The following is a 13,421-nucleotide window of genomic DNA, read 5'->3' on the forward strand; positions in this document are numbered from 1 at the left end:
TTAAAGGCTCGCCATGATCACGCTTGAAGGCCCGCCATGACCCAGACAGCCCATCCCGACACAGTCCTGATCGTCGATTTCGGCAGCCAGGTGACGCAGCTGATCGCCCGGCGCGTACGCGAAGCCGGCGTATATTGCGAAATCGTGCCGTTCCAATCGGCCGAGGAGGGCTTCAAGCGGCTCAAGCCGAAGGCAGTGATCCTGTCCGGCAGCCCGGCTTCGACGCTCGACACCGGTTCGCCCCGAGCCCCTTCGGTGATCTTCGACAGCGGCATTCCGGTCTTCGGCATATGCTATGGCCAGCAGACCATGTGCGCCCAGCTCGGCGGCAAGGTGGAGAGCGGCCATCACCGCGAGTTCGGCCGCGCCTTTATCGAGGTCGAGAAGGATTGCGATCTCTTCGAGGGCCTCTGGTCCGCCGGCTCGCGCCACCAGGTGTGGATGTCGCACGGCGACCGCGTCACCTCTTTGCCGCAGGGCTTTCAGGTCGTCGCCACCTCGCCCAATGCCCCCTTCGCCTTCATCGCCGACGAGACGCGCAAATATTACGCCGTGCAGTTCCATCCGGAAGTCGTGCACACGCCGGACGGCGCCAAGTTGATCGCCAATTTCGTACAGAGGATCGCCGGTATTGCGGGCGACTGGACGATGTCCGCCTACCGCGCCAAGGCGGTCGAGGCGATCCGCGAGCAGGTCGGCGACAAGAAGGTGATCTGCGCGCTTTCGGGCGGCGTCGATTCCTCCGTTGCCGCACTCCTCATCCACGAGGCCGTTGGCGACCAGCTCACCTGCATCCTCGTCGACCACGGCCTGATGCGCAAGGACGAGGCGGCGAATGTCGTCGCCATGTTCCGGGAGCACTATAACCTCAGCCTCCTCCATATCGACGCCTCCGACCGCTTCATCGGTGAACTCGAGAGCGTCAGCGATCCGGAAACGAAGCGCAAGATCATCGGGCGGCTGTTCATCGAAGTTTTCGAGGAGGAGGCGAAGAAGCTTGGCGGCGCCGATTTCCTCGCCCAGGGCACGCTTTATCCGGATGTGATCGAAAGCGTCTCCTTCACCGGCGGCCCGTCGGTGACGATCAAGTCGCATCACAATGTCGGCGGTCTGCCGGAGCGTATGAACATGCAACTCGTCGAGCCGCTGCGCGAGCTCTTCAAGGACGAGGTGCGCGTGCTCGGCCGCGAACTCGGCCTGCCCGAGAGCTTCATCGGCCGTCACCCCTTCCCCGGCCCGGGTCTTGCGATCCGCTGCCCCGGCGGCATCACCCGCGAGAAGCTCGAGATCCTGCGTGAGGCGGATGCGATCTATCTCGACGAGATCCGCAAGGCCGGCCTCTACGACGCCATCTGGCAGGCCTTTGCCGTTTTGCTTCCGGTGCAGACGGTCGGCGTCATGGGCGACGGGCGTACCTACGAATATGTCTGTGCGCTGCGCGCCGTCACCTCGGTCGACGGCATGACGGCCGACTTCTACCATTACGACATGGAGTTCCTCGGCCGCGCCGCGACCCGGATCATCAACGAAGTCCGCGGCATCAACCGCGTCGTCTACGACGTCACCTCGAAGCCGCCGGGTACGATCGAGTGGGAGTGATTGGCCTCCCCATGCAGGCGGCGACGACGACGCCCGACAGGAAGGTCAATGCGGCGATCGAGAAAATCGCCGCAGAAAGGCCGAAGCGATCGGCGATGAGCCCCGCGGAGAGAGCGCCGATCGCATAACCGAGATCCCGCCAGAAACGGTAGACGCTGAGCGAGCGGGCGCGCCAGGTGGGATGCGACGCGTCGGAGACTGCAGCGATCAAGGCGGGATAGACCATTGCCGTGCCGACGCCGAGAATGAGGCTGCCGGCAAGCCACCATCCGAACTCACGTGTCGCGGCGGTCAGGACCAGGCCGGCGGCCTGCACCCACATGCCGGCGACGATCAGGCCCTTGCGCCCCAGGCGGTCGCTCAAGGGACCAGTGGCGATCTGCAGCACACCCCAGGTCGCGGGATAGGCGGCCTTCAGAATGCCGATCCGTTCCACCCCGAGGCCGAAGGCGGCGAAGAACAGCGGGAAAATGCCCCAACTCATGCCGTCGTTTAGATTGTTGACGAGACCGGCCTGCGACGCTGCGAAAAGGTTTCGATCCTTGAATGATGTGAGCGCGAAGATTTCCCGAAAGCCGATCGAGGTTGCTTCCCCGGCATTGGAGGAAGCTTCCAGCCGGACATGGTCTCGCGTGTCGCGGACGAGGAGAGCCGACAGCACGGTGCCCAACCCCGCATAGGCGATACCGAGATAGATTGGCGTTGGGCGCAAGCCGTAGCGCGAGGCGAGATAGCCTGTGAGAAGTGCGGTTGCGCCCAACGCGAGATAGCCGGCGAATTCGTTCAATCCCACCGCAAGGCCGCGCGACTTCGGCCCGACCAGATCGACTTTCATGATTACCGTCATCGACCAGGCGAGTCCCTGGTTGATCCCGAGAAGGGCGTTGGCGGCGATCACCCATCCCCAACTCGGCGCCCCGATGATCATGAACGGAACCGGCAAGCCGAAGAGCCAGCCAAGCACGAGAACCCGCTTTCGGCCCCAGAGGTCCGCCAGTTGACCGGAGACGAGATTGGCGAAGGCCTTCACCACGCCGAAGCTCACGATGAAGGAGATGACGAATGTCGTCGAGGAAATCCCGAACTCTTCGGCGCCGATCAGCGGCACGACGGTGCGCTCGATCCCCACCATGCCACCGACAAAGGCATTGATGAGGACGAGCAGCGAGAACTGGGGCCAATTTTCCTTAAGCCCCAGCCGCAGAGGCCGTCCGCTCTCCGGTTGGAGGCCTGCTTCGGCGTTCGGAACGATCATCAAATTGCCCTCCTTGCGAGGGCGGCTGCATGAGTGCTCGCGCAAGGATAGGGCGAGAGCGGGCCTGCCAGCAAGTGCCGCGGCAGCCGCCGATTCCGATCTCCCGAGGCCGGCGAAATCGTGGCGCATTCCGCTCGATCTGCGCGTCGTTTACAGCGGAACCCCGGCGCCCGTCTTCGGGCTGTCGAGCAGGATGGTCGAGCGAATCGTCTTGATTTCGGCTATGTCTTCGAACTTGCTCCACAGCAGGCGCTTGTAATCGGCTACGTCGGCAACGGCGACCTTCAAGAGGAAATCGAAATCGCCGGCGACCGTATGGCATTCGATCACTTCCGGCATGCGCGAGACGAGCTCGATGAAACGCTGTCCCACGCGGCTGGCGGTGCGCTCCAACGTCACCTCGACAAAGGCCTGGAAACCGATGCCTAGCGCCTTCGGATCGACGATTACCGTCTGGCGGATAACGCCCGCCGCGTAGAGGCGGGCCAATCGCCGAGACAATGGCGCGGGCGACAGGCCGACCTTCTCAGCCAGCTCGTTGTTGCTGCGCGAAGCGTCCTCGATCAGCAGTTTGATGATGCGCCGGTCCGTCGCATCCAGTTCCATTTGCCCGCGCTCCATGACAACCTCCACCGGAGAGCAAAAACGCCCACATCAAACCTGCATTCTCGCAAATTCATTTAAGTCATCACGCGCTTTTGGGCAACCCGATCAGCGAATTTGCGGCTAGGGCAAGCTAAACAGTTACGGATCGCCGACCCTCCGGCTTGCCTTTCATCGGCCCCGGGACGACTATCGGAACAGTCTCATTTTCCAAGGGAATTCCACCATGTTCGAAGCCCTTACTCGCCAGCCCGACGACCCGCTGCTTGCCCTGATCGGGCTGTTCCGCGAGGACGAACGCCTCGGCAAGGTCGATCTCGGCGTCGGCGTCTACCGCGACGAGACGGGGCGCACGCCGATCTTCCGTGCGGTCAAGGCGGCGGAAAAACGGCTCCTTGAAACCCAAGACACCAAGGCCTATGTCGGCCCCGAGGGAGATCTCGTGTTCCTCGACCACCTCTGGAGCCTTGTCGCCGGCGACACGGTCGACAGGAGCCATGTCGCAGGCGTGCAGACGCCGGGAGGTTCCGGCGCGCTTCGTTTGGCGGCAGACCTCATCACGCGGATGGGCGGCCGAGGCATCTGGCTCGGTTTGCCGAGCTGGCCGAACCACGCGCCGATCTTCAAGGCGGCCGGCCTAAACATCGCGACTTACGACTTCTTCGACATTCCGTCGCAATCGGTCATGTTCGACAATCTCATCAGCGCGCTGGAAGGCGCGGCCCTCGGGGACGCGGTGCTCCTGCATGCGAGCTGCCATAACCCGACCGGCGGGGTACTGACGGAAGCCCAATGGCTGGAGGTCGCGACACTCGTCAATGAGCGCGGCCTGTTGCCGCTCGTCGACCTCGCCTATCAGGGTTTCGGCCGCGGCCTGGAGCAGGACGTCGCCGGCCTCCGGCACCTCTTGAGCGCCGCTCCGGAAGTGCTCGTCGCCGTGTCGTGCTCAAAATCCTTCGGTCTCTATCGCGAACGCACCGGCGCCATCTTCGCGCTCACCACTTCGCCTCAGTCCGCCGACACGGTCCGCTCCAATCTCGCCGGCCTTGCCCGCACCATCTATTCGATGCCGCCGGATCATGGCGCAGCCGTCGTGCGCACGATCCTCGCCGACGAGACGCTTCGGCGCGACTGGGCGGAGGAACTGGAATCCATGCGGCTGCGCATGACCGGCATCCGCCAGACGCTGGCGGAAGGCCTGAGAAGCCGCTGGCAAAGCCTCGGCGAGATCGCCGACCAGGAGGGCATGTTCTCGATGCTGCCGCTGACGGAAGCGGAGGTGATGCGGCTCAGGACCGAGCACGGCATCTACATGCCGGGCTCCGGCCGCATCAATATTGCCGGGCTGAAGACGGCGGAGGTCGCCGGGATTGTACAGAAATTCACCAGCCTCTGATCCGGATCGCGATGATGACGACCGATACCCCTTTCGACGCCGCGCCGGTGGACCGGCACAGGCCTTATGAAGACGTGCTGGCGATCCTCACGGGCACGCTCGTCGTTTCCCTCGGCGTGGCTATCTACAGCAAGGCGGTGCTGCTGACGGGCAGCTCTGCCGGCTTGGCGTTGCTCCTGCAATATGCAACCGGTTCGAGCTTCTGGCTGATGTTTTCGCTCGTCAACCTGCCCTTCTATGTGCTCGCGATCAAGCGGCTCGGCTGGCTCTTCGCGCTACGCACCTTCGTCGCCGTCAGCCTCGTCTCGCTCTTCTCACGCTTGACGGCGGAATGGGTGGAATTCGCGCGGCTTGACCCGGTCTATGCCACCGTCGCCGGCGGCGCCCTGATGGGGATGGGACTGCTCATTCTCTTCCGTCACCGCACGGGCCTTGGCGGCATCAATATCCTGGCGATCTACCTCCAGGAGAAGGCGGGGATCCGCGCCGGCTATTTCCAGCTCGCCGTCGACTTCGCCATCCTCGCCGCCGCCTTTTTCGTGCTCCCACCGGCAAATCTGATGCTCTCGGTCCTCGGCGCGACCATCGTCAACATGATGCTCGCCATCAATCACAAGCCTGGGCGCTATGTCGGGATAAGCTGAGCATTGCGGCAAGTCTTTTCACATCCGCTCGGCCCGGCTAGAGCCTTTCCGGGTTAAATAGAAACAATTCTGTTGGCTCAAGCGACGCGGAATGTTTGCTCGGCTGGCGCGTGGCGTAGCCCAAGCATACGTCCAAGCCAGCCGAGCAAACAGGCCGCCCCGCTTCAGCCAACCCGAAGGGCCGGGCATCTTTTCGCGAGGATCAGAGGCGATCGCCTCGGCCGTACCTCCAGGTACGACCTTCGGCAATCGCCTCTGCCCTGACGAAAACCTGCTCCGGCAGAATGTTTCCATTTAACCCGGAAAGGCTCTATGTGTACGGCCGCGCCTGAGCGAAGAAGGTTTTGCGACAATGGTTACGATCTACGGCATCAAGAACTGCGACACGATGAAAAAGGCGCGCGCCTGGCTCGACGGCCGCGGCACCGCCTACCGGTTTCACGACTATAAAGCCGAAGGTATCGACCGGGCGCATCTCGAGCGCTGGTGTGCGGAACTCGGCTGGGAGACGGTCCTCAATCGCTCGGGCATGACCTTCCGCAACCTGGACACAGCGGAGAAGCAGGACCTGACGGCCGAAAAGGCGATCGCGCTGATGCTCAAGCAGCTCTCCATGATCAAGCGGCCGGTGCTGGAGAACGGAAGTAAGCTGCTCATCGGCTTCAAGCCTGAACTCTACGAAGCTGCGTTCGGCGAGTAAGACATCGATGTCTAAGACAACGCGGGCGACGCAAGCGCTGGCAAAGGCAGGCATCTCCTTCACGGTGCACAGCTACGGCTACGATTCCGGCGCCGAACGCGTCGGGCTGCAGGCGGCCGAAGCACTCGGCGAAGATCCGTCGCGCGTATTGAAGACGCTGATGGCGGAGGTGGACGGCAAGCCTGTCTGCTGCATCGTGCCCTCCGACAGGGAGGTCAGCATGAAGAAGCTCGCCGCCGCCTTCCGCGGCAAGTCGGCGGCGATGATGAAGCCGGCCGATGCCGAGCGCCTCACCGGCTATCATGTGGGCGGCATCAGCCCTTTCGGCCAAAGGAAGATCGTTCCGACGGCGATTGAGGAGGCCGCACTCTCGGAAGCATTGGTCTTCATAAATGGCGGCCAACGCGGACTGCAGGTGCGGCTTGCGCCAAAGGATGCGCAGGCCGCCCTCAAGGCGATCGCCGCGCCGTTGGTCGCCTGAGCGTCGCTGCTGCCATCGGGCAGAGCCGAGGGGCGCCAACTTCCTGGACCAGTGATTGCCTCAACAGGTCGCATCTCCTTAGAGCCGCGAAAGCAAGGCCGCCAGGTCGCGTGCCTCCGCCTCGCTGAGTTTGCCACCGACGTGACGCTCGATCGATCGCGCATAGGTCCGCCACATCCGCTCCCTCACAGCCCTGCCCTCCTCCGTGACGACGATCCAGCGGCCGCGGCCGTCGGCATCGAACGCCTCGCGGCGAACGAGCCCTTCCCGCTCCAGCCGGTCGATAAGCCGCGACAGATTGTATTGCGTGAGCAATGTCCGCGCTTCGATCTCGAAGGGCCGCAGCCGCCCGCCGTCGGCCTTCACCAGTTCCCAAAGCACGTCATACCAGCCAAGCGGCGGCAGGCCCGCCGACTTGAAATCCTTCTCGATCGCCGCAAGCACCCGCTGCTGTGCCCGCATGAGGCCGATCCAGGCCTGGGTGATCGCAGGGGCCGGTGCCCCGTTCTGCAATGATGCTTTTGCCATAGATGCAATTACATCTATCTTGACGGATTTGGCAAGTCGGCCTAAAGATATATGCACTTGCATCTATATTGAACAGGGAGACCCCGATGACTGCGACATTGACACTGGTCAGCCACCATCTCTGCCCCTATGTGCAGCGTGCCGCGATCGCACTTTCCGAAAAGGGAGTGGCGTTCGAGCGCGTCTATATAGATCTCGCCAACAAGCCCGACTGGTTCCTGAAAACGTCGCCGCTCGGCAAAGTGCCGCTACTCAGCGTGCCGCAGAACGATGGCGACGCGATCCTCTTCGAAAGCGCAGTGATCTGCGAGTATCTGGAAGAGACCCAGCCGGGATCGAAGCTGCACCCGGCCGATCCGCTGACCAGGGCGCGCCATCGCGGTTGGATGGAATTTGGTTCTTCCATCCTTTCCGAACTTTGGGTCTACGAGACCACGCAGGATACCGAGACGCTGGAGAGGAAGCGCGACGCGCTCAAGGCGAAGTTCGCGACCATCGAGGCGGAGCTTGGTGACGGCCCTTATTTCGTAGGCGCCGCGTTCAGCCTGGTCGACGCCGTCTTCGCGCCGATCTTCCGCTACTTCGATGTCTTCGACAAAATCTCCGACAGGGGCATTTTCGACGGGCTGCCGCGTGTTCGCGCCTGGCGGCAGGCGCTTTCAGCGCGGCCGAGCGTGAAGGCCGCAGTGACCGAGGATTATGCCGAACGGCTGATGGCTTTCTTGAGGAGGCACGATGCGGCACTGCTGAGGACGGGAAATGTGGTCGCCTGATCGTCTTCTGGAGGGCGAGGGAGCTTCTGTTTTCGGAGCAAGCGGTTTAAAACCGCGATGACACCCGCAAGAAGAAGAGCAGGAGCAGAGATGAACGCGCCCCTCCAGTCGGCCCACGCCGCCGTCGATCCCGCAAAGCTCGAAAAACTCGCAGAAGTCGCCATCAAGGTCGGCCTGCAGCTCAGGCGCGGTCAGGACCTGGTGATGACCGCACCGATCGCGGCCCTGCCGCTCGTTCGCCTCATCACCGGGCACGCCTATATGGCGGGCGCCGGGCTGGTGACGACCTTCTATACGGACGAAGAGGCGACCCTTGCTCGCTATGCCCACGCGCCCGACGAGAGCTTCGACCGCGCCAGCGACTGGCTTTACGAGGGCATGGCGAAAGCCTTTGCCAATGGCGCGGCGCGGCTTGCGATCGCCGGCGACAATCCAATGCTGCTTTCGGACCAGGACCCGCAAAAGGTCGCGCGCGCCAACCGGGCCAATTCGAAGGCCTACAAGCCGGCGCTCGCAAAGATCTCGAACTTCGACATCAACTGGAACATCGTTTCCTATCCGAATCCCTCCTGGGCACGGCAGGTCTTCCCGGACCATCCCGAGGCGGTTGCCGTCGAGAAGCTGGCGAATGCGATCTTCGCCGCCTCCCGTGTCGATGTCGACGACCCGATCGCAGCCTGGGAGAAGCACAATGCCGATCTCCGCCGGCGCTCGACCTGGCTCAACGAGGAGCGCTTGGCCGCGCTGCACTTCACCGGCCCTGGCACCGACCTGACAGTCGGTCTGGCAGACGGCCACGAATGGCACGGCGGCGCCTCGACAGCCAAGAACGGCATCACCTGCAACCCGAACATACCAACCGAAGAGGTGTTCACCACGCCGCATGCGCTGCGCGTCGAAGGCCATGTCAGGAGCACCAAGCCGCTTTCCCACCAGGGCACGCTGATCGACGACATTCAGGTGCGCTTCGAAGCCGGGCGCATCGTCGAGGCCAGGGCCTCGCGCGGCGAGGAAGTGCTGAAGAAAGTGCTCGACACCGATGACGGCGCCCGCCGGCTGGGCGAAGTTGCGCTGGTGCCGCATTCCTCGCCTATCTCGGCAAGCGGCATCCTGTTCTACAACACGCTCTTCGACGAGAACGCCTCCTGCCACATCGCGCTTGGCCAATGCTATTCGAAGTGCTTCCTGAATGGCGCAAGCCTCAGCGACGAGCAGATCCGCGCCCAAGGAGGCAACTCCAGCCTCATCCATATCGACTGGATGATCGGCTCTGGCGAGGTCGACATCGATGGCGTTCGCGCCGACGACAGCCGCGTGCCTGTCATGCGCAAGGGCGAGTGGGCCTAGAGCCTTTCCGGGTTAAATGGAAACATTCTGCCGGAGCAGGTTTTCGTCAGGGCAGAGGCGATTGCCGCACGTCGTACCCGGAGGTACGGCCGAGGCGATCGCCTCTGATCCTGGCGGAAAGATGCCCGGCCACTGCACGTCTCCTTGAAGCGATCTCGCTTCAAGGATAAAGACATGCAGCAATTCAAAGTGCTACAGCGACCTTTGCGCGTCTGATAAGACGCGCGGCGCTGTAGAGGTTGGCTGAAGCGGGCGGCCTGTTTGCCCGGCTGGCTTGGCCGTATGCTTTGGCTACGCCGCGCGCCAGCCGGGCAAACATTCCGCTCCGCTTGAGCCAACAGAATTGTTTCCATTTAACCCGGAAAGGCTCTAATCCTCGAGAAGCGGCGACTTCGGCCGCGGCGTGACCTGCCGCGGCCGCCTATGCCCGAACCGGGTTGGCGCGGCGCGCCATCTGCGTCTGCTGGCTTAGCCAGACGCTCGCGAAGACGGCGACGACCCCGAGCGATTGCATGATCGACAGCTGCTGGCCTAGCACGGCCCAGCCGAGCAGGATCGCAACGACGGGGCTCAAGAAGCCGAGCGGTGCGACCCGGGAAGGCTCGAGCCGCGAGAGGCCGCGGAACCAGAGCATGTAGGTGAATGCGGCGCCGATCAGGCCGAGATAGGTGAAGCCCCACAGATTCGCGGCATCAAGCGGCGGCAAAGGCGGTTCGAAGAAGAATGCCACCGGAACGAGTAGCAGGCCACCGGCCGCCAATTGCCAGGCTGTGAAGGTGAGCGCCGATACCGGCGGCGCCCAGTGGCGCGCGAGCACCGTTCCGACGGCCATCGAGATTGCACCGGCCAGGCCGGCGACGATCCCCAGCGGATCGAGGCTCGCTTGCGGTGTGAGCACCAGAAGCGCGACACCGGCGATGCCGGCGAAACCGGCCACGACGCTCAAGACCCGGATCGGCGATCCGAGCACCACGCGCGAAAGGCATATGACGATCAGCGGCTGGATGGCGCCGACGGTTGCGGCAACACCACCCGGAAGGCGGTAGGCAGAGACGAACAGCATTGCCCAGAAGAAGGCGAAGTTCAGAGCACCGAGCGCGAAACTGCGGGCCCACCAGATCCCCTTCGGCATTTGCCTGACGACGAGCAGCAGCAGGAGCCCGGCCGGCAGCGCCCTCAACATCGCCACCGTCAGCGGATAGCCGTCGGGCAGGAATTCGGTCGTAATCAGATAGGTACTTCCCCAGATCGCCGGGGCTGCGGCAGTCAGGGCGACGTCGAAGCTCTGAGTCGTTTTCATCTGTTTACCTCAAGATTCTTCACTTCAAGATAACTCCCCATTTATCTTGACGTCAAGATAATTTTAGAATAGCAAGGGACCGAACAGGGCAGATGATGATGGATCACGTCGACAAAATCCTGGCGCAATGGATGCGAGAACGGCCGGATCTGGATGTTTCTGCCATGGGGCTGCTCGGTCGCCTGGCGCGGCTGAGAGCTCATCTCGCTCGCGAAATCGAGAAGATCTTCACGGAACACGGCCTGACATCGGCGAGCTTCGACGTACTGGCGGCACTGCGCCGCTCCGGACCGCCGTTTCAGCTTTCTCCGGGCGATCTCATGGCGACCACCATGGTCACCTCCGGCACCATGACCAACCGCATCGACCAGCTCGAAAAAGCCGGCCTCGTCGAGCGGCTCGACAACCCCGATGACCGACGGGGCGTCATTATCGGGCTGACGGAGGAGGGCCTGAAACGCGTCGAGGCTGCGGTGACCGACCACGTCGCCAACCAGCATCATCTCCTCGAATGCCTTGAGACCAAGGACAGGCAGGCGCTCGACGGCTTGCTCCGGAAATTGCTCGCCGCTTTCGAATGATCGAACGGCTCAGCGAAGCCGGCCGAGAAGCGTCCGCACCCGCTCCAGGTGGCGCTTTCGCTTCGCCTCTGTCGCCCGGTCCATGTCGTGCAGGCTGATCATCCGAAAATCGACGCCCCTGCTGCAGAAGGCGGCGATCCCGCGCTTGAGCAGCCGACGTACCGGATTGCCCATATAGAGATGTACGACCCACCAGGGGGATCCGGTGGTCGTCAGGGCCAAGAAGACCCTGATGTTCTGAAGGCGCGGGATGATCCGCCCGCCGTCCGGATCATGGTCAAAGGCGACTCCAGGGGCGAAGACACGATCGAAGAAGCCTTTGAGGATCGCCGGAAAATTGAACCACCATTGCGGAAAGACGAGCACGAGCCCATCGGCGGCCTTGAGCCGCTCGACGAGACCTGCCACGGCGGAGGTATCTTGGGACTTCGCATGATAGCTGCCTCGCTCGGCAATGGTCAGCCGTGGGTCGAAATCCTCGCGATAGAGATCAAGCAGATCGACCGTGTGGCCGCTTCCTTCCAACGCCTCCTTGGCAACAGCCGCAGTGCTCGCTGCGAAACTGTTCTCGAGCGGATGGGCGAGCACCAGGAGGATCCGCATCAAAACAGTCTGCCCTGCTTCGATGGTTCGGCCGCCTGCACCGGGCGCTTCTTCGGCGCTTGCGGCGATGGCGGGGCACCGCCGTCGCCGGCGACTGCCGCGACCCGGCCGTCGGCAAATTCCAGCGAAAGCGCCATGCCGGGCGACACTGCGGCCGCCTGCTTCACCGGCTCGCCGTCGGCGTCGCGCACCAGCGCGAAGCCGCGCTGCAATACATTGCGGTAGGAAAGCGATTGCAGCACTCGATCTTGCGCCGCCAGCGCCCCTCTCAACCGGCGAAGCTCGGAGCCCATCGCGGCGTCGCTACGCGCACCGAAGCTTGCAATGCGGTCCTGGGCGCGGTGGATCTGCCCGACGAGGCGTGAGGGAAAGGCGCGCAGCGACGCATCCGCAGCGGCAACGCGCGACTGTCGCCGGTCGAGCTGGCGCTCGACGCACCTTTCGGTGCGGTTCACGAGGTCGGAAACACGCTGCCGACGATCACCGATCCGCGATTTGACGAGATCCGGCCGCAGATGAGCGGCACACCGTTCGAAGCTGCGCCGCTTGTTGGCCGTGTTCATCTGCAAGCCGCGGCCGAGGCCGGCGGCCGCCTCGTCGAAGCGGCGCCGCGGCAAGGCCAGCAACTGGTCGAGCGAAGGCAGGGCACGGGCGAGCGCGCGCAGCGCGTTGCAGCGATGATCCATCTGCCGCGCAACGGCGCCCTTGAGCCGTGCGGAGAGGCTTGCGAGCTGAGCCTCGAGGTCCAGCTTTACCGGCACCGCCATCTCGGCAGCCCCCGTCGGCGTCGGGGCACGCTGGTCGGCCGCATAGTCGATCAGCGTCCAGTCGGTCTCGTGGCCGACAGCCGAGATCAAGGGGATCGCCGAGGCCGCCGCCGCGCGCACCACCGCCTCGTCGTTGAAGCACCAGAGATCCTCGAGACTGCCGCCGCCTCGGGCGACGATCAGCACGTCCGGTCGCGGAATGGGGCCGCCAGCCGTCAGTGCGTTGAAGCCCTGGATCGCGGCCGCCACCTCCTCGCCCGACCCGTCGCCCTGGACGCGCACCGGCCAGACGACGACGTGCACCGGAAAACGGTCGGCGATCCGGTGAAGGATGTCGCGGATGACCGCGCCGGTCGGCGACGTCACCACACCGATCACCTTCGGCATGAACGGGAGCGTCTTCTTGCGGGCCTGGTCGAAGAGGCCCTCGGCCGCGAACTTGCGCTTGCGCTCCTCGAGAAGGGCCATCAGAGCGCCGGCGCCCGCCGGCTCGAGCGACTCGATCACGAGCTGGTATTTCGACGAGCCGGGGAAGGTCGTGACCCGGCCGGTCGCGATCACTTCCATGCCCTCCTCCGGCCGGAACTTCAGCCTCGCAAACGCGCTCTTCCACACCACGGCATCGATCCGCGAGCGATCGTCCTTGAGCGCAAAATAGGCGTGGCCGGAGGAGTGCGGCCCGCGGTAGCCGGAAATCTCGCCCCTGACCCGCACGTGCTCGAAGGCCTGCTCGATCGTCCGCTTGATCGATCCGGACAGCTCCGACACCGAATATTCGGCGACGTTGGACGGAGAATCGGTTTCGAAGAACGTGTTCATGTACCTTTTGTAGCCGACCGTGCTC

General features: G+C 63.7%; 14 protein-coding genes. 8 read left to right on the forward strand and 6 right to left on the reverse strand.

What is annotated here, in order from left to right; genetic code table 11:
• The first annotated feature begins 36 nt into the window (after window positions 1-36).
• Entirely contained in the window at window positions 37-1,599 is a 1,563-nt protein-coding gene (guaA, locus tag J2Z31_RS11915) for a glutamine-hydrolyzing GMP synthase (protein WP_209602088.1), read from the forward strand.
• Here guaA and J2Z31_RS11920 read toward each other — a convergent pair.
• The gene (locus J2Z31_RS11920; protein WP_209602089.1) at window positions 1,562-2,854 is read right to left on the reverse strand and encodes an MFS transporter; all 1,293 of its coding nucleotides are present in this window, start codon (window positions 2,852-2,854) and stop codon (window positions 1,562-1,564) included. The genes guaA and J2Z31_RS11920 overlap by 38 nt on opposite strands.
• Before the next feature lie 150 nt (window positions 2,855-3,004).
• On the reverse strand, window positions 3,005-3,475 hold the full coding sequence (locus J2Z31_RS11925) for an Lrp/AsnC family transcriptional regulator (RefSeq protein WP_209602090.1): 471 nt from the start codon (window positions 3,473-3,475) through the stop codon (window positions 3,005-3,007).
• A 208-nt stretch (window positions 3,476-3,683) separates the two neighbouring features.
• Here J2Z31_RS11925 and tatA point away from each other — a divergent pair, with 208 nt between their 5' ends.
• The 4 genes from tatA (at window position 3,684) to ybaK (ending at window position 6,678) form a co-directional block, all read left to right on the forward strand.
• Window positions 3,684-4,853 (forward strand): tyrosine aminotransferase, encoded by a 1,170-nt coding sequence (gene tatA / locus J2Z31_RS11930; protein WP_209602091.1) that lies wholly within the window; start codon window positions 3,684-3,686, stop codon window positions 4,851-4,853.
• A gap of 14 nt (window positions 4,854-4,867) precedes the next feature.
• On the forward strand, window positions 4,868-5,497 hold the full coding sequence (locus tag J2Z31_RS11935) for a YitT family protein (RefSeq protein ID WP_209602092.1): 630 nt from the start codon (window positions 4,868-4,870) through the stop codon (window positions 5,495-5,497).
• 352 nt (window positions 5,498-5,849) lie between these two features.
• A complete protein-coding gene (locus tag J2Z31_RS11940) occupies window positions 5,850-6,197 on the forward strand; it encodes an ArsC family reductase (protein WP_209602093.1) in 348 nt (115 codons plus the stop codon).
• A 7-nt stretch (window positions 6,198-6,204) separates the two neighbouring features.
• Complete coding sequence (ybaK, locus tag J2Z31_RS11945; RefSeq protein WP_209602094.1) at window positions 6,205-6,678, forward strand: Cys-tRNA(Pro) deacylase; 474 nt, start codon at window positions 6,205-6,207, stop codon at window positions 6,676-6,678.
• A 78-nt stretch (window positions 6,679-6,756) separates the two neighbouring features.
• Here the strand turns inward: ybaK and J2Z31_RS11950 are convergent, their stop codons facing one another.
• Complete coding sequence (locus tag J2Z31_RS11950; RefSeq protein ID WP_234939365.1) at window positions 6,757-7,206, reverse strand: MarR family winged helix-turn-helix transcriptional regulator; 450 nt, start codon at window positions 7,204-7,206, stop codon at window positions 6,757-6,759.
• 86 nt (window positions 7,207-7,292) lie between these two features.
• Between J2Z31_RS11950 and J2Z31_RS11955 the strand changes: the two genes are divergently transcribed.
• Both J2Z31_RS11955 and J2Z31_RS11960 read left to right on the forward strand, forming a co-directional pair.
• The gene (locus J2Z31_RS11955; RefSeq protein WP_209602096.1) at window positions 7,293-7,979 is read left to right on the forward strand and encodes a glutathione S-transferase family protein; all 687 of its coding nucleotides are present in this window, start codon (window positions 7,293-7,295) and stop codon (window positions 7,977-7,979) included.
• Window positions 7,980-8,069: 90 nt separating this feature from the next.
• Entirely contained in the window at window positions 8,070-9,326 is a 1,257-nt protein-coding gene (locus J2Z31_RS11960) for an aminopeptidase (RefSeq protein WP_209602097.1), read from the forward strand.
• Window positions 9,327-9,747: 421 nt separating this feature from the next.
• Here the strand turns inward: J2Z31_RS11960 and J2Z31_RS11965 are convergent, their stop codons facing one another.
• Entirely contained in the window at window positions 9,748-10,626 is an 879-nt protein-coding gene (locus tag J2Z31_RS11965) for an EamA family transporter (RefSeq protein ID WP_209602098.1), read from the reverse strand.
• 98 nt (window positions 10,627-10,724) lie between these two features.
• Here J2Z31_RS11965 and J2Z31_RS11970 point away from each other — a divergent pair, with 98 nt between their 5' ends.
• A complete protein-coding gene (locus J2Z31_RS11970) occupies window positions 10,725-11,207 on the forward strand; it encodes a MarR family winged helix-turn-helix transcriptional regulator (protein ID WP_209602099.1) in 483 nt (160 codons plus the stop codon).
• Window positions 11,208-11,216: 9 nt separating this feature from the next.
• Here J2Z31_RS11970 and J2Z31_RS11975 read toward each other — a convergent pair whose 3' ends face one another.
• On the reverse strand, window positions 11,217-11,810 hold the full coding sequence (locus J2Z31_RS11975) for an NAD(P)H-dependent oxidoreductase (RefSeq protein ID WP_209602100.1): 594 nt from the start codon (window positions 11,808-11,810) through the stop codon (window positions 11,217-11,219).
• Window positions 11,810-13,396, reverse strand: coding sequence for an exodeoxyribonuclease VII large subunit (gene xseA / locus J2Z31_RS11980; protein ID WP_209602101.1), 1,587 nt, complete (start codon window positions 13,394-13,396; stop codon window positions 11,810-11,812). Before xseA ends, J2Z31_RS11975 begins: the two co-directional genes overlap by 1 nt.
• Between the last annotated feature and the right edge of the window lie 25 nt (window positions 13,397-13,421).

Source organism: Sinorhizobium kostiense (genome assembly GCF_017874595.1).
Taxonomy (GTDB): Bacteria; Pseudomonadota; Alphaproteobacteria; order Rhizobiales; family Rhizobiaceae; genus Sinorhizobium; species Sinorhizobium kostiense.